The 19,743-nt window shown below is 43.1% G+C and carries 24 protein-coding genes and 1 tRNA gene; 21 read left to right on the forward strand and 4 right to left on the reverse strand.

Annotation, left to right across the window (positions count from 1 at the left end; all coding sequences use genetic code 11):
- The first annotated feature begins 542 nt into the window (after window positions 1-542).
- The 17 genes from ACIQZ3_RS04070 to ACIQZ3_RS04150 all read left to right on the forward strand — a co-directional run bounded on the left by ACIQZ3_RS04070 (window position 543) and on the right by ACIQZ3_RS04150 (window position 14,391).
- Window positions 543-1,262, forward strand: coding sequence for a beta-ketoacyl synthase chain length factor (locus ACIQZ3_RS04070; protein ID WP_397390588.1), 720 nt, complete (start codon window positions 543-545; stop codon window positions 1,260-1,262).
- 69 nt (window positions 1,263-1,331) lie between these two features.
- Window positions 1,332-2,030, forward strand: a complete 699-nt coding sequence (locus ACIQZ3_RS04075; RefSeq protein WP_397390590.1) for a lysophospholipid acyltransferase family protein — start codon at window positions 1,332-1,334, stop codon at window positions 2,028-2,030.
- Window positions 2,017-2,277 (forward strand): phosphopantetheine-binding protein, encoded by a 261-nt coding sequence (locus tag ACIQZ3_RS04080; protein ID WP_397390592.1) that lies wholly within the window; start codon window positions 2,017-2,019, stop codon window positions 2,275-2,277. Before ACIQZ3_RS04075 ends, ACIQZ3_RS04080 begins: the two co-directional genes overlap by 14 nt.
- Window positions 2,278-2,284: 7 nt before the next feature.
- Window positions 2,285-2,527 carry an acyl carrier protein gene (locus ACIQZ3_RS04085; RefSeq protein ID WP_397390594.1) on the forward strand — a complete coding sequence of 81 codons (243 nt, stop codon included), beginning with the start codon at window positions 2,285-2,287 and terminating at the stop codon, window positions 2,525-2,527.
- Window positions 2,528-2,532: 5 nt separating this feature from the next.
- Entirely contained in the window at window positions 2,533-3,051 is a 519-nt protein-coding gene (locus ACIQZ3_RS04090; protein WP_397390596.1) for a hypothetical protein, read from the forward strand.
- Window positions 3,041-4,711: an AMP-binding protein gene (locus tag ACIQZ3_RS04095; RefSeq protein WP_397390598.1), complete on the forward strand. Its 1,671-nt coding sequence runs from the start codon at window positions 3,041-3,043 to the stop codon at window positions 4,709-4,711. Before ACIQZ3_RS04090 ends, ACIQZ3_RS04095 begins: the two co-directional genes overlap by 11 nt.
- A gap of 1 nt (window position 4,712) precedes the next feature.
- The gene (locus ACIQZ3_RS04100) at window positions 4,713-5,450 is read left to right on the forward strand and encodes a glycosyltransferase family 2 protein (protein ID WP_397390600.1); all 738 of its coding nucleotides are present in this window, start codon (window positions 4,713-4,715) and stop codon (window positions 5,448-5,450) included.
- Window positions 5,450-6,367: a hypothetical protein gene (locus ACIQZ3_RS04105; protein WP_397390602.1), complete on the forward strand. Its 918-nt coding sequence runs from the start codon at window positions 5,450-5,452 to the stop codon at window positions 6,365-6,367. The genes ACIQZ3_RS04100 and ACIQZ3_RS04105 overlap by 1 nt, the downstream gene beginning before the upstream one ends.
- A gap of 4 nt (window positions 6,368-6,371) precedes the next feature.
- The gene (locus ACIQZ3_RS04110; RefSeq protein WP_397390604.1) at window positions 6,372-6,794 is read left to right on the forward strand and encodes an acyl-CoA thioesterase; all 423 of its coding nucleotides are present in this window, start codon (window positions 6,372-6,374) and stop codon (window positions 6,792-6,794) included.
- Window positions 6,791-7,387, forward strand: a complete 597-nt coding sequence (locus tag ACIQZ3_RS04115; RefSeq protein ID WP_397390606.1) for an outer membrane lipoprotein carrier protein LolA — start codon at window positions 6,791-6,793, stop codon at window positions 7,385-7,387. The genes ACIQZ3_RS04110 and ACIQZ3_RS04115 overlap by 4 nt, the downstream gene beginning before the upstream one ends.
- A 604-nt stretch (window positions 7,388-7,991) precedes the next feature.
- Window positions 7,992-9,650: an MMPL family transporter gene (locus ACIQZ3_RS04120; RefSeq protein ID WP_397390608.1), complete on the forward strand. Its 1,659-nt coding sequence runs from the start codon at window positions 7,992-7,994 to the stop codon at window positions 9,648-9,650.
- 35 nt (window positions 9,651-9,685) lie between these two features.
- Window positions 9,686-10,195, forward strand: a complete 510-nt coding sequence (locus tag ACIQZ3_RS04125) for a DUF3261 domain-containing protein (RefSeq protein ID WP_397390610.1) — start codon at window positions 9,686-9,688, stop codon at window positions 10,193-10,195.
- Complete coding sequence (locus tag ACIQZ3_RS04130) at window positions 10,192-11,349, forward strand: beta-ketoacyl-ACP synthase (RefSeq protein WP_397390612.1); 1,158 nt, start codon at window positions 10,192-10,194, stop codon at window positions 11,347-11,349. The genes ACIQZ3_RS04125 and ACIQZ3_RS04130 overlap by 4 nt, the downstream gene beginning before the upstream one ends.
- Window positions 11,346-11,792, forward strand: coding sequence for a hypothetical protein (locus ACIQZ3_RS04135; protein WP_397390614.1), 447 nt, complete (start codon window positions 11,346-11,348; stop codon window positions 11,790-11,792). The genes ACIQZ3_RS04130 and ACIQZ3_RS04135 overlap by 4 nt, the downstream gene beginning before the upstream one ends.
- Window positions 11,782-12,516, forward strand: coding sequence for a 3-oxoacyl-ACP reductase FabG (gene fabG, locus ACIQZ3_RS04140; RefSeq protein WP_397390616.1), 735 nt, complete (start codon window positions 11,782-11,784; stop codon window positions 12,514-12,516). The genes ACIQZ3_RS04135 and fabG overlap by 11 nt, the downstream gene beginning before the upstream one ends.
- Window positions 12,513-13,757 carry a beta-ketoacyl-ACP synthase gene (locus ACIQZ3_RS04145; protein ID WP_397390618.1) on the forward strand — a complete coding sequence of 415 codons (1,245 nt, stop codon included), beginning with the start codon at window positions 12,513-12,515 and terminating at the stop codon, window positions 13,755-13,757. Before fabG ends, ACIQZ3_RS04145 begins: the two co-directional genes overlap by 4 nt.
- 61 nt (window positions 13,758-13,818) lie before the next feature.
- Window positions 13,819-14,391 carry a 4'-phosphopantetheinyl transferase family protein gene (locus tag ACIQZ3_RS04150; protein ID WP_397390620.1) on the forward strand — a complete coding sequence of 191 codons (573 nt, stop codon included), beginning with the start codon at window positions 13,819-13,821 and terminating at the stop codon, window positions 14,389-14,391.
- Between the two features lie 3 nt (window positions 14,392-14,394).
- On the opposite strand, the gene ACIQZ3_RS04155 is transcribed toward ACIQZ3_RS04150, so the two are convergent.
- Entirely contained in the window at window positions 14,395-14,715 is a 321-nt protein-coding gene (locus tag ACIQZ3_RS04155) for a hypothetical protein (RefSeq protein WP_397390622.1), read from the reverse strand.
- A 370-nt stretch (window positions 14,716-15,085) separates the two neighbouring features.
- Between ACIQZ3_RS04155 and ACIQZ3_RS04160 the strand changes: the two genes are divergently transcribed.
- From ACIQZ3_RS04160 to ACIQZ3_RS04175, 4 genes are read left to right on the forward strand one after another with little or no spacing between them, the layout of a single operon-like run.
- The gene (locus tag ACIQZ3_RS04160; RefSeq protein ID WP_397390624.1) at window positions 15,086-15,355 is read left to right on the forward strand and encodes a hypothetical protein; all 270 of its coding nucleotides are present in this window, start codon (window positions 15,086-15,088) and stop codon (window positions 15,353-15,355) included.
- 21 nt (window positions 15,356-15,376) lie between these two features.
- Complete coding sequence (locus ACIQZ3_RS04165; RefSeq protein ID WP_397390626.1) at window positions 15,377-16,060, forward strand: class I SAM-dependent methyltransferase; 684 nt, start codon at window positions 15,377-15,379, stop codon at window positions 16,058-16,060.
- Window positions 16,060-17,004 (forward strand): UDP-glucose 4-epimerase GalE, encoded by a 945-nt coding sequence (gene galE, locus ACIQZ3_RS04170; protein WP_397390628.1) that lies wholly within the window; start codon window positions 16,060-16,062, stop codon window positions 17,002-17,004. Before ACIQZ3_RS04165 ends, galE begins: the two co-directional genes overlap by 1 nt.
- A 33-nt stretch (window positions 17,005-17,037) precedes the next feature.
- Window positions 17,038-17,682: a flagellar biosynthesis protein gene (locus tag ACIQZ3_RS04175; protein WP_397390630.1), complete on the forward strand. Its 645-nt coding sequence runs from the start codon at window positions 17,038-17,040 to the stop codon at window positions 17,680-17,682.
- A gap of 149 nt (window positions 17,683-17,831) precedes the next feature.
- Here the strand turns inward: ACIQZ3_RS04175 and ACIQZ3_RS04180 are convergent.
- From ACIQZ3_RS04180 to serS, 3 genes are all read right to left on the reverse strand, one after another.
- Window positions 17,832-17,921, reverse strand: a tRNA-Ser gene (locus ACIQZ3_RS04180).
- A 54-nt stretch (window positions 17,922-17,975) separates the two neighbouring features.
- Entirely contained in the window at window positions 17,976-18,380 is a 405-nt protein-coding gene (locus ACIQZ3_RS04185; protein ID WP_397390632.1) for a hypothetical protein, read from the reverse strand.
- A 31-nt stretch (window positions 18,381-18,411) separates the two neighbouring features.
- Window positions 18,412-19,722, reverse strand: coding sequence for a serine--tRNA ligase (gene serS, locus ACIQZ3_RS04190; protein WP_397390634.1), 1,311 nt, complete (start codon window positions 19,720-19,722; stop codon window positions 18,412-18,414).
- Window positions 19,723-19,743: the final 21 nt, after the last annotated feature.

The following is a 19,743-nucleotide window of genomic DNA, read 5'->3' on the forward strand; positions in this document are numbered from 1 at the left end:
GATGGTTCAAAAAGGCGAGTTTCCCAAGCCGATCAAGATAGGACGATCCTCGTTTTGGACGATTGAGCAGGTGCAGGCTTATTTAAGAGAAAGGATGGGTCAATCCACCAGTTGATGTATGGCTATCTCCTGAGATTAATCTACTGCCCTAGGCAATCAATTTCAGGAGACCACCATGCAACCCAATCAATATTCAGTTGAAGTATTTAATGACAACCTAGCCCGGAATGAAAGTCCATGGATTAGGTTGGGCATATTTAATAGGCTGGACCAAGCCATTTCAGCATGTAGGAAAGTTATTGATGACTATCTAAACCAACATAGGCATTTGACGCTAACCGCTGATCAGCTGGCCACAAACTATCTAATGTATGGGCCAGCGCCCTGCATCAATGGCACGGAAAATCTCAAATCATTCGATCTATATGAATACCTTAATAGGCGGTGCGCTGAAGTTTCTTAAAGAGCGAAAATGCGCCAAACTGGTGCCTGGAAGTAAGAACTCTGTATATTTAAGCTATTTACAAGACTCTTGAATCCCAATGGAAAATTGGTCGACCCCATTTGAAGTAACGCACTGGCATGCATGGAGTCCGGCCGTCCAAACTAGGGATGCCTGGCTTGAATGGGCGAAAGCGCCCTACTCTACAAATGGCGAAGGCTCGCCTGCGGTCGAGGGAATGCAGCCAATGAATAGGCGCCGCCTAAAGCAGCTTGGCAAAATGGCCCTTGATCCGACCTATCGCCTACCCCCTACAGATAGCCCCATTATCTTTAGCACTCAATACGGCGATCTCACTAGATGCTATGAGCTACTCAAGGAGCTCACTGAAACGGGAGCCATATCACCCCAATCTTTTGGCTTAAGTGTGCATAACGCCATACCCGGGCTTTACACTATCGATAGGAAGTTGCATTCAAATGTAACGGCGCTCGCCTCAACGGATGGAGTTATGTCAGCGCTAATTGAGGCTCTAGGATTTTTTGCCCAGGGTGAGTCAAGCGCTCGAATTATTGTTGTTGAAAATGCAGTTCAGCAAGAATACAAAAATTACTGCGACTTTGTTGACGAATCATACGGCTTCGCAATGGATGTATCTCCGGGCGGAAACCTACAATTCACCTTAAGCAGCGCAACAACCAACAATCAGACAAATCCAGCATTACCAAGCAATCTCAATATATTTAGATTTTTAATTGGGGAAGACAAGGCATTTTCAGAGGTTATTAATAACACCCTCTGGAAAATGAGGAGAGTCTAGTTGAGCAATAGAGCTTGGCGAATCATTGGGACTGGCCTGTCCTTCTCCATCTTTGGAGTCGTTGGCGCAATGCTATCCATCGGCTTGATACCAATTATTCTAATTACGCCTGCAAGCGAGTTAAGACAAAGAATTGGAAAGCGCCTAGTAAAAATCTGTTTTCAGACATTTCTGAAAATCATGCAGCTTCTGGGTGTAATGTCATTAAAAACAGAGCATTTAGAGCGCCTAAAGACTGGCGGCCGCCTGGTATTAGCTAATCATCCGAGCCTAATAGATGTTGTTATTTTGATTGCCCTCGTCAATAACCCTGATGGCGTAATTAAAACACCCCTGCTCTTTAACCCCTTTACCCTCGGTTTGTTGAGATTTGCTGGGTTTATTCGAAATGAGGAGGGCCCAGAACTCATTGTAAAATCTATAAGATCTGTGAAAAGTGGTAACAATTTGATTATTTTTCCAGAGGGCACTAGAACAAGAGATATAAACGCATTAACGTTTAAGCGTGGGGCTTCAAATATTGCCGTCAGAGGAAAGCTAAATATCACGCCAATTTTGATATTTACCTCCGAACCAGTTCTGCAAAAAGGAACTAAATGGTACAAAGTCCCGCAGCAAAAACCTGTGTTTACGATCTCAGTTTGTGAAGAAATTGAAACGGGTAAGGTAGTTAATTGCGATGGGGATTTATCCATCGAATCCAGAGTATTAACCAGGTATTTAGAAGACTATTTCAGACATAAGCTTAGAAGCCATGCAAGAACTTGAATTAGAAATTAAACAGCTCATCATTGAATGCCTCAACCTTGAGGATTACAAGCCTGCAGATATTGAATCCGGAGCGCCCCTTTTTGGCGAAGGCTTGGGATTAGATTCTATTGATGCACTAGAGCTGGGCGTCGCCCTACAAAGAAAATATGGCCTTAGTTTTTCTGGTGGCACCAAAGAGAATAAAGAGCATTTCTTCTCCGTGGAAACATTGGCTAAATTCGTAACAGCAAATAAGATTAAATAGTACGAATATGGAAAAGTCCGCAATCTTTGATGTACTAAAACAAAACTTAGTTGAATTCTTTGAGGTTCCTGCGGATAAAATTGTGCCTACAGCAAAGTTATATGAAGATTTGGACATCGATAGCATCGATGCCGTTGATCTTATTGTTCGCCTAAAAAAATATACAAATAAAACGATGACGCCAGAAATGTTTAAATCTGTACGCACCGTTCAAGATGTTGTAGATGCCATTCATAAATTGAGCAATTAAACCCAATGGGGTATTTGTTTGCTCTACTCATCCCCCTGTCTTTCTGGATTTGCCTTTGGTTTGGTATTCCGCTCTGGTGGATTGGCGCACTATTACTGCCAGCAATCTTTTTAAAAGGTAATCTCTATTGGGGTAAGTTGCTTGCTTGGCCAGGTGCAGCATTAGGACTCATGGCTCTGACACTCCAATCAAGCCAGGCAATCTTCTTTTATCCAGTCGCCATTAATTTAAGCCTATTGATTGCCTTTGCCTTGAGCCTACATAAAGGTCAGCCAGTTATAGAGAAGTTTGCGCGTCTTCAATACCCAAATCTTCCCGACTCCGAAATCCCCTATACAAGGAAATGCACGCAAGCATGGTGCCTATTTTTCGCCATCAATGGAACAATCGCACTGATTACTGCCTTACTTGAAGATAAGGAATACTGGACTATCTACAACGGTGGAATAGCCTATTTACTGATGGGATGTATGTTTGCGGGTGAATGGATGATTCGCCAAAAGAGATTGAAGCATGCTAAGTAATACCTTAGCCAACCTACTGGTATCCGATCGGGCCGACTCAATAGTCGTAACAGATGACGGCCTCACCTTTGGCCAATTCAAGACTGATGTTGGCAATGCAGTCGCAACACTATCAATCCAAGATAAGACTCGGGTGGCATTATTTGAGCCCGATACCTATAGCTTTATGGTTTGGCTTTTTGCAGCATGGCAATTAAAGCGCTCAGTTCTACTTCCACCTGAAATGGAAACTTTTAATCAGGCTAATTTTTCCAACTACATTCTTATTGGCTCATTTGAAGGAGCTGATATGAGCGCATGGGGGGAGCCCAAATCCCCCGCACAATTTGAAGCGCTAGATCTAGATGCGGAAGTTTTAGAAGTCTATACATCTGGCTCAACTGGCGAGCCCACAAAAATTACCAAAAAATTATGGCAGCTTGAAAATGAAATTAAAGCTGCTGAATTTACATTTGGGCCAAGCATTTCTGTAGATCGATTATTTACAGGATCAGCAAGTCATCAACATTTTTTTGGACTGCCTTTTAGAGTATTGTGGCCGCTAGCCCGAGGATCACGTATTGCTCGCTCCCTCATTGCCTACCCACATGAATGGGATACAAGCATCCCGCAGGTATTCGTAACAAGCCCATCCTTCTTGAAGCGAGTTGCACAAACCTCCAATATTCAAAAACAATCCAATCCAGACTTCATCAGTTGCTTTGCTGCTGGCGGCATATTGAGCGCTGAAATTTCAAAAGAAATACGTGACTTAACAGCTAACTATCCATATGAAATTTATGGCAGTTCCGAGACTGGGCATATTTCATATAGACAGCTACCAGGGGATGTTTGGAAAATGCAGCAAGGGGTTGAATTTAAAAAGCCAATAGCTGAAACCCTCGAAATCAAGTCGCAATTTTTGCCCGACGATAGCTGGTTTAAAACTGCTGATACAGCAACGGAGAGCAATGGATCATTTGAAATTCATGGTCGCACCGACACCATACTAAAGATTGAAGATAAAAGAATATCGACCCCCCAAATTAACAAAGCAATCCTCAGCTCTTGCCTTGTTGCCGAATGTCATATCCTAGACCTGGGAAATGGCTCCAGAGATCAATTGAGCGCGATTGTGGTTCTTGATGATGCCGGACTAAACCTAATCAAGAGGCAAGGGAAGTTAGCAGCAATAACTGCCATTAAACAAGCTATGGCATCACAGGTAGACCCTGTGTGCATCCCCAGAAAATGGAGATTTATATCATCCTTACCAAGGAATTCATTTGGAAAGATTACAAAAGCCCAATGCCTGAGGCTGTTCTCAACACCAATTAAATCTCCTGCAATTATTGCTGCCACTACGGCAAGTGGTGTCTCCAGCTTCTGCCTCGACATATCAGACAACCTGGAGTGCCTCAAGGGCCACTTTGATAAATTCCCCCTAGTGCCGGGCGTGGCCCAGCTGCAATGGGCAATTGATATCGGACTTAACCACTTTGGAATTACACAACGAAAATTCTCCTCAATGGAGCAAGTCAAGTTCAGAGATTTTTTAAAGCCCAACCAGATCATTGAACTTGAAATCACCCTAAATTCTGAAAATAACTCTCTTAAATTCAAGTACCTTAAGGGTGACTCAATCTTTTCAACCGGAACTATCAAGTTTCACAAGGATTAATTTGAAGCTTTGCGCAATCATTCCCTTTTATAACCATCCAGAACCAATAGCTGGGGTTGTTGATAGCCTGTTAGAGAAACAGATTCCATGCTTCATTGTTGATGATGGAAGCGATATCTATTCGAAGGGAGAGCTGGCAAAGCTTGCAGGAGATCCCTTGGTTACAGTTGTAACCAGAGTTATTAATGGCGGCAAAGGTGCTGCTGTTATTGATGGGTTACGAGCTGCCTTAGCTGAGGGCTATACACACGCCCTTCAGATAGATGCTGACGGTCAACATGACGCCAATGAAATTCCCGCCTTAATGAAAGAGGCGCAGGATTATCCAGACGCAATCATCTCTGGTATGCCCGTGTATGGCAAAGATGTTCCAAAGTCACGCCTAATTGGTAGGTATGCCACCCATATTTGGGTGTGGATTAACACCCTCTCCCTTGACATCAAAGACTCCATGTGTGGATTTCGCATCTACCCAATAGCCCCAACATTGAATGTAATCAATAAAACACCTGGTCTTGGCCTTCGCATGGATTTTGATATCGAAGTGCTTGTACGGGCCTATTGGAGCGGGTTAAAAGTAAGACAGATTCCTGTTGGCGTTCACTACCCACTCGATGGCATATCGCATTTTGATGTAATAAAAGACAATATCGCGATCTCCAAGATGCACACCAAACTATTCTTTGGCATGATCCCAATTGCTCCGAGGTTGATATTTAGAAAGCTTAGAGGGCGTTAATGCATTGGGCAAAAATTAATGAGGTAACCACCTCCTCTGGAATTAAATTTGCATTTGGTATTTACAAACTATTCGGGCACCTTCCAGTTAGGCTCATTCTGTACCCAACTATTTTTTGGTACTTGCTTACGCACTCAATCGCGAGAGGCGCCTCAAGAGAGTATCTCGGGCATCTTTATAAGTACACCAAAGGTAAATCTCCCAAACCATCCATCATCAATATCTTCAAGCATTTCTTTGCATTTGGGGAGTGCATCCTTGATAAGCTCATTATTTGGAGCGGCAATATTCAAGATATTGCGTACTCGTTCAAGTCTGACGATAGCTTCGTAAGCACAGTTAATAACGGTCAAGGTGCCATCATCGTGGTCTCTCATATTGGGAATCTTGATCTTAGTCGCGCCATTGCCAATGACTTCCCTAACCTAAAGCTAACTGTCCTGGTTCACACTTCTCATGCGGTTAAATTTAACGAATTACTCAGGGAAATAAATCCTGAAAGTGCAATCAACACTCTCCAGGTTTCCGAGTTTGATGTTGAGGATGCAATTTCATTTTCAGAAAAAATTGATAATGGAGAAGTGATTGCAATAGCAGGAGATCGCATTCCGTTATCAGGCCACGGAACAATTAATATTGATTTTTTAGGGGGTCAAGCTCCGCTACCAATTGGCCCCTATGCTTTAGCTCGAGTCCTGAAGTGCCCACTCTACTCACTAACTTCGGTTAAGGTGAATGGTCAATACATTATTCAAATCAATGAAATAGCCTCATCCGATGCCCTCAGTACAAATAGAGCCCATAGCGCCAAAATTGCTGCGCAATCATTTGCAAACGGACTTAGCGATATTTGCGTACAAGCCCCATTTCAGTGGTTTAACTTCTACCCGTTTTGGGCGAAGAATAGTGGAAAATAAAGCCATGGAAGATAAGCTACTAACCGCCGCTGTAGATATAGAAATCCCATTTCACGATGTGGATTCAGTACATATCGTTTGGCACGGTAACTATGCTAAATACTTTGAGATCGCCAGATCTGCCCTACTGCGAAAAATTAACTACGACATTCCGCAAATGTCTGAAAGCGGATATGGCTGGCCAGTTGTAGACCTTCAAGTGAAATATATAAAGCCATTGAAGTACGGCCAAAAAATAAAGGTTGTGGCTAGCCTTATAGAGTATGAGAATCGACTAAAAGTATCCTATGAGGTAATTAGCCAAACAGATGGGTCAGTCACCACCAAAGGTCAGACCACTCAACTAGCAATTGACATGCAAACTGGTGAGACTTTATTTGCCACACCCGAGATCTTTCGAACAAAAATACTGGCCTCAAAAAATTGAAAAGGGCATTTCTTTCTCTTCTCCTGCTATTTTCAACAGCACCATTTGCCCAGAGCCTACTGAGCGATGTTCAGCAATCGGTAGTCAATGCGCCAATTATCAAAGGCGAGTTTCATCAAACTAGAGCTCTGATTGGCGTCAATAAAAAGCTTATTTCTGAGGGTTACTTTTTAGTAGATAAATCCAAGGGAATTCTCTGGGTGACCGAAAAACCATTTCCTCAAACGGTCAAAATTACACAATCAGAGTTACAGATACAAAACAATAGTCAAGTTGTAATGAGACTTAATTCCGAATCCCAACCTGGAATTAAATACATCAACGAATTGCTACTATCTATTTTCTCAGGGAACATACAAATCATTGAGAAGATGTTTGATATTAACGGTCAATCAACAAAAAAGGGCTGGTCGCTTCACCTCACTCCAAAAAAATCAGGCCCCTCAATACTCAGAAATGTGGATCTAGCAGGCAAAACTGTCGTTGACTTCGTGTCATTTGAAACAAATACTGGCGACCTAACTCAGATCAATTTTAGTAAGGTTAAAACTCCGGATTCTTTAAGCCCTGATGAAGCCGCAAAATTTAATTAAATGGCTTGCCTCTGCTTTTGCTCTAACAACATTTGGGTTGTTAATATGGGCCGGCCTTAATTTCACCTATATCAGCCGTCAAATTGACAATGATCTGATGTCCCTGCTACCAAGATCTGAGCGGGATCTTAATTCAGAGAAAATTATCTCGAGAATTGCAAAGAAAGGTGAGAATTCGCTTGTACTTCTTATCGGATCTGAAAATCTTCAGGAATCCCTAAAAGCTGAAAAACTACTTCAAGACCAATTTGCAGCGCTTGACTTAAGGCAGGCCAATTCAAATCTTGATTTAAATGAAATTGCCAAGTTCTACCTCCCTTACAAGGGGCGCCTCCTCTCTGCCGAGGATGTCCATCAGCTAGACAACAATTCAAGCACCTTCTGGTATGACAAATCAATATCCTTAGCCTACTCATTTTCCGGAATGGCAGTTAGCTGGAAAGATGATCCTTTTGGCCTATTAAGTGATTGGCTAAGTTCTCTAGCCAAAACAAAGATCAGACCTTACGGATCTAGCTTAATCATTGAGGATTCAGGCTCCACTTTTGTTGTAATGCCTCTTGAGTTAACAAATACTGATCTCAACATGGGTCAAAGAAATATCTTGGCAACCTCAATCATCCAGGCGATTGAAAAAACACAGCAAGACATCCCCTCAGTAAAAATTCAAAAAGCTGGCGTACTTTTTTATGCTACAGCAACAGCAATAAAAGCAGAGTCTGAAATATCAATCATTGGCATCGTCTCGGCAATTGCGGCACTAGCACTTATCACCTTAGCCTTTAGAAGTTTTATTGCGATTGGGGCAGTCCTTTTAACAGTCTGTATTGCTTTTTTATATGCCCTATTAATTTGCATCTTCATCTACCCAAAGGTTTACTTGCTAACACTGGCATTTGGAACGAGTCTGATCGGCATGTCAGTTGATTACTGCCTATATTGGCTAACAGGCTCTATCGACGACAACAAGAGCCCAGAGGACAGAAGGAGATACCTTTTCCCAGGAATGGCTTTAGCACTCCTAACAACCATACTTGGTTATGCACTTCTTGCGGCGACGCCCTTCCCGGTTCTTTCTCAAATGGCTGTGTTCTCAATTGGCGGCTTAATCGCTGCCTGGCTTTCTGTCGTTCTTTTTTTTCCAATGCTTAATCAAGTGCAGTTTAAAAAGAATAATTTCTATCGCATTTTTAAGGTGATTAAGCCTGGATTCGGAATTTCCAACGTCTTTTCCAAATTAGCACTCACCTCACTAATGTTGAGCCTAGGGGTTTACGGAGCAATAACATTCAAGGGGACAGATAATATCCGCGCCCTTGCCTCTTATGATCCAAACCTGGTCGCCGAGCAAACGGCTATCTCAAAATTAATGGGCTTGCCAAGTCCAGCGCAATTTTTCATCATTTCTGGCGACTCACCCAATGAGGTGCTCTTATCCGCTGAAGGATTGTCTAAAAAATTACAGCCTTTAGTTCGGGGTGGAAAAATTTCAAGCTACCAAGTAATTAGCGACTACATCCCGTCGTTAGAATTCCAAAGGAAAAATGTTGAATCCTATGGGAAATTGGTTGATGAAAAGGTTCTGCAAAAGATAGGCAAAACCATGGACATGCCGGGTTCATGGGTTAGCTCTCAAGAGCCGTCTTCAACAATGCTTACTTTCGAAGAGTTTGAAAAATCCCCACTCTTTAATCAACTGCAAGGTCTTTGGTTTAAGGAGGACGGTAAAAATTTTACCGCTGTACTGCTATCAGGCATCAGCGATCAATCCACCATTGATGAACTGTCAAGGATGGAAGATGTCTCTATTTCTTGGGTCAATAAGCCCAATGAAATTTCAGAAATCTTCAAGCGATATAGAACGCTTTTTTCAATTTTGATCGCCATAGGCTACATCATTGCGTTTATAGGCATTTCAATTCGCTACAAAAAAGAGGCGTGGCGATCGATTGCTCCACCTGTATTGGCTACATTTATTACTATCGCAATATTAAGCACACTGGGTGAACCCATTAGCCTTTTATCCATCTTAGCTTTTGCACTACTACTTGGTGTTGGGACTGACTACGGCATATTCCTATTGCAATATCCAGCCGATGAACGCGTCACATTCTCCATTACTCTAGGCGCCCTTATGAGCTTAGTATCTTTTGGAACTTTGACGATTAGCCATGTACCAGCTCTGCATAGCTTTGGCATCACTTTATTGTTTGGCATCAGCCTTTCGTGGGCGCTGACCATCTTTTTCTCTAAGAAGGCTTAAGGTAAGTGCTCTCATTCCGACACACAATTTTGCTTTTGACGACAACTCTTTTGATTGGATGCCAAGGTCATTCAAATCTCCTTGCATTCAATCTTGCTCCAGAAGAATTGGGCAATTCTCGAGTTCTGCAAATGCAAACTCAAATCTCTTACGGCGATCAGTCTTATGCAATGGAGAATATAGTTGATATCTCAAAAGAAAAAATTCAGATTATTGGAACTGCAGGCGGAATTCGAATTTTTACAATTATCTATAACGGAAACGAAATCATTAACGGCCCAGGAATTGGGATGCCCTTCTATTTCCCGATAAACTCCATTACAGAAGATAACTTATTTGTACTGGCCAGCCCCGCTACCATTCAATCTCATTTAACAACTAACTACACATTAGAGAGCAATACTAACGAAAAGAAGCTTTTACAGTCGGGTAAAGTGGTTATGCGGATGGAGCGCCGCCCAGATGGCAAAGGGAATTCTATAATTACCCTCTACAGGACTTCTCCAGAATACAAACTCAATATTGTGATGAGTGAGGTTAAGTGAGCGTTTTTATTAATGGCATTGGGATCAATAGCGCTCTTGGCTCAGGACTCAAGGAGACTGCTGCCAATCTATTTTCGGGCATAAGTCCGGGGATGCTTAAAACAGATAAGTACAGCTCAAATAAGCCAGTTTTTATTGGAGCCGTAGACAACAATCTTCCGTCGGTGGCTAATTTTGATAAAAAATTGCGGTCCCGCAATAATCAATTACTGCTTTCCGCGTTTCAAGAAATCGAACCCTTAGTAGCAAAAGCACTTGAGGGTATTGATAAGAATCGCGTTGCGATTATCATCGGCACAAGTACCTCAGGAATTTCAGATGAAGAAGAGGCATTCCCTCACTTACTTGCTACCGGCAAATTTCCAGATAACTTTGATTTACACCAACGTGAGTTTGCATCCCCATCTAATTTTCTAGCGGCACTTCTTGGCACTACTGGGCCAACATACTCCATATCTACTGCCTGCACTTCAAGTGCTAAAGCTTTGGCTAGCGGCGCAAGATTATTAAAAACCGGCTTAGTGGATGTCGTAATCGTAGGCGGCGTTGATTCGCTTTGTAAATTTACTATCGCCGGGTTTGATGCGCTTGAATCAATCCCCCCTGAGCGGACCAACCCATTTTCAATCAATCGCAATGGCATCAATATTGGTGAAGCGGCAGCTCTATTTCTTATGAGTATGAAGGAAGGCCCCTATAAGCTCACTGGCTGGGGCGAGAGCTCAGACGGCCACCATATCTCCGCGCCCGATCCAGCTGGCATTGGAGCTGCGTTAGCAATTAATTCAGCCCTGAGCATGTCCAAATTAGGCGCAGATGACATCGATTATGTCAATCTACATGGCACTGGAACACAGCAAAATGATGCTATGGAAGCTGGCGTAATCTCTCGATTATTTGGCGATACCGCTGCTAGCTCTACCAAACCTTTAACTGGTCATACATTAGGTGCAGCAGGTGCAGTAGAGGCAATCATCTCCTGCTTAGCGCTTGAGCATCAGAAGTATCCACCTCACTTGTGGGACAAACAACAAGATCCGGCATTGCCCATCTTAAATTTCAATGGTGATATTGGAAAACCTATCAATACGATCATGACCAATAACTTTGCTTTTGGTGGCAACAACACATCCTTAATAATCGAGCGCTCTTGATCTCCGATTTAGCCAAACTCCTCCCTCACGATGCGCCGATGGTCTTAATTGATCGTCTTATTAGCTATGAGGAGAATAAGATCGTAGTTGAGGTCACAATTAAGGATGAATACCCATTTTGCGGTCCATTTATAGGTCCATGGGTTGCCATTGAATTTATGGCGCAAGCGGCAGGTGTTCATGCGGAACTCACAAAACCAAATCCTGATGAAGAGGTCAAGATAGGATTCCTGCTTGGAACGCGACGCTTCACCTCAAACGTTTCGGAATTCATACCCGGATCAACTGTTACTGTCTCAGTTATCAGGGAATTCACTAGCGATGAGGGTGTTTCCGCCGCTACCGGGACAGTTTTTGACAGTATTGGCAATATTCTGTGCGAAGCCTCTCTCAGTTTGTTCCAGGCCAAGGACAATACTTTATATTTGAGGGATGAACCTTAATAAAACCGTTTTAATTACAGGTGCCAATAAAGGCATTGGATGCGCCATTGCTCAGCGCTTGGCAAAAGACGGCTACACCCTAGTTCTGCACTGCAGATCAAATATCGACCAATTAAAGCAAGTAGCAAAAGATATTGAGGCTACTACCCCAGTAAAGATTCAACTATTACAGTTTGATATCTCCAACAGAGCCCAAGCGAAAGAAATACTAGATGCCTACATTGAAGCGAATGGCGCTCCATATGGCGTTGTTTGCAATGCCGGAATAGCGGCTGACAATGCCTTTCCTGCAATGCTAGGCAATGAGTGGGATGAGGTTGTCGATACCAATCTTGGATCCTTCTATAACGTACTCCATCCATTGGTAATGCCAATGGTATCGGCGAGAAAGCCCGGCCGAATTATCACTATGTCCTCAGTCTCTGGTATTGCAGGCAATCGAGGTCAAGTTAATTACAGCGCATCAAAAGCTGGAATCATTGGCGCAACTAAAGCGCTTGCGGTTGAGTTAGCCAAACGCAACATTACCGTTAACTGTGTGGCTCCTGGGCTAATCGATACAGAAATGGTTTCGGAAGAAGTTTTAGATGCCGCTCTAAAAATGATCCCAGCCCAGCGAGCAGGAAAGCCAGAGGAAGTTGCTGCAGCAGTTTCATTTCTCTTAAGCGATGATGCTGCATACATTACAAGACAAGTCATCTCGGTAAACGGGGGAATGATTTGAGCAAGAATAGACGCGTAGTAATTACCGGCTTTGGTGGAATCTCCCCGCTAGGCTGCGACTGGGAAACCATTTTCTCGAACCTGAAATCTTGCAAAAATAAAATTCAAAAGATTGCCGAATGGGAAGAGTACAAAGGATTAAATACCCATCTTGCAGCACCAGCAGCTGATTTTGAGCTCCCTGCAGATAGATATAACCGCAAATCAATGAGAAGTATGGGGCGTGTTGCCCTAATGTCTTGCCGGGCAACGGATATGGCTCTAGAGGATGCTGGACTAACGAATACGGATACAGTGACCTCCGGTCGTACCGGCATCGCCTACGGCTCGTCTACAGGCTCTCCAGAGGCTCAATGTGACTTCTTCCAGCTGTTGGTAGATAAATCCACAAATGGCATCAATGCCTCCAGCTACATCAAAATGATGTCTCATACTGCGGCGGTCAATATTGCTGTTTTCTTTGGCGTCACTGGTCGTGTCATTCCGACCTCTAGCGCTTGCACTTCCGGCAGCCAAGCAATTGGTTACGCCTATGAAGCAATTAAGTATGGGCATGCGGATGTCATGATTGCCGGCGGCGCTGAAGAGTTATCTCCAAGCGAGGTTGTTGTCTTTGATACCCTATTTGCCACAAGCACCATGAACTCCACTCCTGAGCTTACTCCAAGCCCCTTTGGCAAGGATAGAGACGGGCTAGTTATCGGGGAAGGTGCTTGCACTGCCATTATTGAGGAATACGAACATGCCGTTAACCGAGGCGCCAAGATATATGCCGAGCTAGTTGGCTTTGGCACCAACTGTGATGGCACACATGTGACTCAACCTCAATCGGAGACCATGGCAAAGGCTATGGAATTAGCTCTTGCGGATGCTGACCTTGAGCCATCTAAAGTGGGCTATGTAAATGCACATGGCACAGCTACCAAGGAAGGTGACACTGCTGAAACAAAGGCTACAGAAAAGGTCTTTGGAAGTCGCATGCCGATTTCATCACTCAAAAGCTACATGGGTCACACCCTTGGCGCTTGCGGCGCTCTAGAGGCTTGGATGACCATTGGAATGATGAATGATGGCTGGTTCGCACCAACCCTCAATCTCCACGAGGTTGATCCAGCCTGCGGCAACTTGCAATACATTAAAGGCAACGGCACACAGCTTGATTGCGACTACACCATGAGCAATAACTTCGCTTTCGGTGGAATTAATACCTCCTTAATCTTCAAGCGAATCCAAACAAATTAGAGCAGTGACTAGCCCGATCAAGATTTACCTACTCTGCACGAATTCGAATACATACGAGTCTTTGAGTGGTGGTTATCAGTTAAGCCCATCAAGCAGGCTGAAACTTCAAGAGCGAAAAACAGAATTAGCGAAGAAACAGTTCATTGCTTCGCGAGCGCTGATTCATCACATTTATATCAATGACTTCAATACCAAGACGGATAATACCGTGCAAATTATTGAGGGGGTTACCCCTAAGATGGAAGACTCTCCTGAGCTGCACATAGCAATTTCACATAGCCAAGAATATGTAGCCGTCGCAATCTCTGAACAACTCATCGGACTAGATATCGAGCGCCCTCACAGAGACAGAAATTATCAGGAGATAGCCAACAAAGCGTTTCACATCAATGAATCAACGTGGATCAAAAACTCTACAAATCAAGAAGAGCTTGAATCTCGATTCTTTCAGGTATGGACAGCCAGAGAAAGCCTTTACAAACTTGGCAATCTAGAAAATTTATTAGATCAAAATGTTGATGTACTTCAAGAAATAAAAAAGGAGGATTTTTCCTCCTTTTTCCATAAAGAAACAAATTTATATCTTTTCGCGGTTACAGCAATACCCGCGACCTTCGAAATAAATTTGATCTAGCCATTACTTCTTAGCTGGCTCTCTTGAAGCTGGCCCTACGATACATTTGAAGTCCAAATCAAATCTTGACATACCGCCTTCATTCATTGGATCTTGAGACATTTTTTCACCAACCACTAGAATAGATTTTCCACCCTGTTCTTCAGCACAGTATTTCTCAGCGTGCTGATATGCACGTAATTTAACCTTGCCAGCATCTCCACGGTAAACCTCGATGGTATAAACGCCATTGCCCTTTGGCAAAACACCTGTTGTAGCAGCACAAGCAGCCAAAAACAAAACTAATAACAGTGAAAAAACGGATTTAATTTTCAAATTAGACATAATCGCCCCTTTTAATTTAATGTGAAATATTGTCTTGGAATAAATATTCAAGCCATGAAGATTAGAACTTTGCCGACTGAGCTCTTATATCCATCATTAGATTAGAGACCCATTCGTTGTATTTTGGATGAATCATAGCCTTTCCAGACTCATTGACCCTTGCATTCCTTGCGCCATTGGAATTACTCCAGACGTTGATACGCAAGCAGCCAAACCTATCGCGACAATAGCTGAGAAAAGTAAGCTTATTTTCATTATTTATTACGCGCTAAATGCGGGCCTTATTTGGAATTCATACATTTCATTATATTTATTAAAGCTATCGAAAGCCACCTAGTAAACTAGCGATATATCGATTTTGGAGCCTCAATTGAAATATCTTCTATTTGCAATTCCTCTATTTCTATTGGCCTGCTCAAGTACTGGGGTAGTGCCAATGGATGGCGGCACTTTTATGATTGCCCAACGAAGCGCTCAAGTTGGTTTTGGCCCTCCAGATGGAGTTAAAGCGGATGTTTACAAAGAGGCTAACGAGTTCTGCTCCAAACAGCAGAAGACTGTTGAGACTATTAAGCTCGATGTTACGAATTCAGGGTTTGGTAGACCAGGAAATGTCTCCCTGCAATTTAAGTGCAAGTAACAAGCTTTATTCAGGAATTAAATGAATCTCCAGACTGACTTCTATCCAGATAGCAAATTCGGCGACTGGTTTATCAGATCTAATATCTGGTCTAAATATGTACTCAGGGAGACTATCTCCTCCCTGCGGGGTCTATACAAATCAATTCCAGCAAAAAGTAAGCCCGTCATCCTTGATGCGGGTTGCGGTTACGGGCATTCATTTAAGTACCTCATTCGCTTCTTTAATCCAGGAGAAATTCTTGCCATTGATATCGACCCAAAAGTAATTCGGGTCGCCCAAATAGAGGCCAGAAAGTTTATAACCCCCGTGAAAGTTGAGACTGGCGATTGCTCCAGATTGCCATACGAAACAGCTTCCGTAGACATCATCTTTTGCCATCAAACACTACATCACCTACTGGATCAAGAATCGGCCTTAAAAGAATATGCACGCGTTCTTAAGGCGGATGGAATCCTTGTGATGGCTGAGTCTACCAAGCTCTTTATTCAATCATTCATTATTGATTTATTGTTTAGACATCCGAACGCCTCTCAGAGGACAAAAGATGAGTACTTAGAGTTAATAAAGAATGCGGGCTTCGATACCAACCTTGCTGCAATTGAAACCCCATTCCCCTGGTGGACGAAAAATCCTGTAGCCAAAAGAAATAGAGAGCCCCTGCTTTACATGGTTGCCCCTAAATCCCAGGCGGGAAATCAGTAATGATCTTATTAACAGGTGCCACTGGATATATTGGCTCACACCTCTGGGCTGAGCTATTAAAATCAAATTATCCAGTCATTGGCATAGATAATTTATCCAACTCAAATCGAGAAACCCTTGAGGTAATTAAGGAAGCATCGGGATCGTCGCCTATATTTTTGGAGGGTGATGTAAGAGATACTCAATTTCTTGATCATGTTTTTACAAAATATCCAATTGATCTAGTTATTCATTTAGCAGCACTTAAAGACATTCAAGACTCCATGTTACATAGGCAGGAGTATGAAGATTGCAATGTTGGCGGGATGAGATCTTTGCTACAAATCATGAATGAATATCGCTGCAAGAAGCTTGTATTTAGCTCTTCGGCAGCTATTTATGGCGATCAGGCCATTTCACCAATCAGCGAAACATCGATACCAGCGCCCTCTAATGTTTATGGCGAAACAAAGCTCGAATGCGAGCGACTCATTTCATTAGAGCCCAGCATAAAAAGTATCGTCTTAAGGTTTTTTAACGTCTCAGGAAGCTATCTTCCAATAGCCCGCATTAATTCACACTCGTTATTTGATGCGATTGAAAAGGTCACCTCACACAGCACTGATAAATTAAATATTTTTGGCGGGGATTGGCCGACGAAAGATGGAACCTGCATAAGAGACTATCTTCACATTAGCGATTTAATTGATGGGCATATCTCAGCAATATCACTTTTAAACTCAAATGGAAAATCCGCCACAATCAATCTTGGCTCTGGCAAAGGCTTTAGCGTGCTAGATGTCATTAAGACCTTTGAGGAAATTTCTGGCGCTGAGGTGCCCAAGACAATTGCTTCAAGACGACCCGGAGATATTGCAATCAGCCTTGCTGATGTAAATTTAGCCAAAAATCTTATTAAATGGAGCCCCAAAAGAAATTTAATGGATATCTGCCAAAGCATATAATATTTAGAATTATTAATGTTAAGGTTGAATTCAATGAATTTCTCACTAAAGCTAGTTTCCAGTCTTTTTATTACCATTGCTGTTACAGGGTGCGCCACTAGCCGCAGCAGTTTAGATATTCAAATACCAAAAGCTCAAAATGCCCAATCCAATGGGAAGCAGGTATACATTAATTCAGTCTCCGACAAAAGAGTCTTTCAGGTAAGCCCTCCCAATCCAGATATCCCATCTCTAGATCCATCAGAGGATCAGAATGAGCAAATCAAACTCAGGGCAATTGGTCGTAAGCGTAATGGCTTTGGAAAGGCCTTAGGCGACATGCTCCTCAAGGAAGGGGAAACTGTCCAATCCCTAACCAACCAGTCAATTCAGCAAGCCTTTGCTGAAAAGGGTTACACGGTTCTTAGCTCGAAAGACCAAGTGACTAAAGACACTTATATTGTTGATGCAAATATTCAAAAATTCTGGGCATGGATGAATCCTGGCTTTTGGCAACTCACTTTGAGCGGCGAAATTTCCACAGATTTAGCTATCAAGGCGCCAAAAGGCACTACATCCCAGCAGATCTCAGTTAAGGCAGCCGACGGCTACCAGGTTGCAACTGAGGCCAATTGGGCGGAAATTATTCAAAAGTCTATTCAACTTTATATCAACGATCTAAAGTCAAAACTAAATTAGTACAATTGATTTTGAGCTGGAAGGCGGCTTTTAGCTCGATCTCCCGTCGACTCAATATTTTTGAGCAATGTTTTGCTGGTGGGTAGACTGGTGGGTAGGCAAGACTCTAAAGAATGAAGCCTTATGTATAAAGGCTCTCATGTCGATACTGGCGGAGAGGGAGGGATTCGAACCCTCGGTACCTTTGACAGTACGCCTGATTTCGAGTCAGGTACATTCGACCACTCTGCCACCTCTCCGTTAACTACAGGATATAACTTAAACACCATCCCCACTTAAAGTCCGGGGTTTTATTACTCGCAAACACCTGTCATCAGAAGCGCACCAGAAAAGAATCCAAAAGGCTTCTTGCTGCCTTTTACAAACTCTTCGATGCTGAGATATTCCACAAAAAAGCCATTCTTACCTTCAGCTTTTTGGGTCCAAATGACTTTATAGGCATTGCCCTTGCTTCCAGATGCGATGACCTTAGGCTTCCCCAAAGAATCCATCACATCTCCAACAACTTCCCCAGTTTTCTTAATCACCACAAATTCCAGACCAACTCTAGGGCTGTCTTGAACTACCGCTAACCCCCCATTAGTTTTAATGTATGCATCACTTAATACTTCGCAGCGATAGAATTTTTCAGCAGCGAAAATACCTGGAGATATCAATGCTGCGCCAATGAAGCTTAAAACTATTGAGCACTTATTCATTTGACTGAGCCCACTTTTCACTTGCTCTAAGTTAAATTGGTTTGAGCACTTCTAAGCCGCCCAAGTAAGGCTGTAGTGCTTTAGGAATAGCAATGCTGCCATCTACTTGCTGTTTATTTTCCAGCAATGCAACCAATGCTCTTCCTACTGCAAGACCAGAGCCATTTAATGTGTGAACTAATTCTGGCTTTCCTTGCCCCGCTTTAAATCTTGCCTGCATGCGTCTTGCCTGGAAGTCACCCATGCTAGAGCAAGAGCTGATTTCTCGATAGGCTTTTTGTGATGGCACCCAGACCTCTAAGTCATAAGTCTTGGCGCTTCCAAAACCCATATCGCCAGTGCAAAGCAATACTTTTCTGTAAGGCAACTCCAATAACTCCAAAATCTTTTCTGCATGACCAGTTAAATCCTCTAAGGCCTGCATTGAATCTTCTGGCTTCGTGATTTGCACCAACTCCACTTTGTCAAACTGATGCTGACGAATCATGCCGCGCACATCGCGCCCATAACTTCCAGCCTCAGAACGGAAGCATGGAGTGTGCGCAACGTATTTCATAGGCAGATTATCTGCATTGACAATCTCATCACGCACTAAATTCGTTACTGGTACTTCTGCTGTCGGAATCAAATAGAAGTTTTCGATTTTTGCTTCGCCTGATCCATCTTCGCCGCCCATCTGACGAGGAACCTTAAATAAGTCCTCTTCAAACTTTGGCAACTGACCAGTGCCGCGCATTGAAGCAGCGTTTACCATGTAGGGCGCATAGACCTCTTGGTAGTTATGTTGTGTTGTGTGGGTATCAAGCATGAACTGCGCTAAAGCACGGTGCAATCGGGCGATAGGCCCCTTCAGAACTACAAAGCGTGAGCCGCTAATCTTAGCTGCTACCTCAAAGTCCAGACCCAGTGGTCCACCAAGGTCAACGTGATCTTTAATCTCAAAATCAAATATAGGCTCTTGACCCCAGCGCTTTACCTCCTTGTTCTCAGTCTCGTCTTTACCTACTGGAACCGCTTCATCTGGCAGGTTTGGAATACCCATTAAGAAATCTGCAATCTCTGCCTGCAAAATTGCTAGGCGCGCAGCACCGGATTCCATATCGACGTTAATTTGGGTTGCTTCTGCCATTTCAGCAGCAGCATCTTCGCCCTTACCCTTTTTCATACCAATAGCTTTAGCCAATTGATTACGTTTAGCCTGCAGCTCTTCAGTACGAGTTTGCAAAGATTTACGTTCGGACTCCAAGGTGTTGAACTTCTCAACATCCAATTGAAATTTACGAGTAGCTAAACGGGCAGCAATAGCTGCGATATCTTTGCGGAGTAATTGCGGATCAATCATGTAATGCTCTACTGGTTAGGG

Source organism: Polynucleobacter sp., assembly GCF_044342855.1.
Taxonomy (GTDB): Bacteria; Pseudomonadota; Gammaproteobacteria; order Burkholderiales; family Burkholderiaceae; genus Polynucleobacter.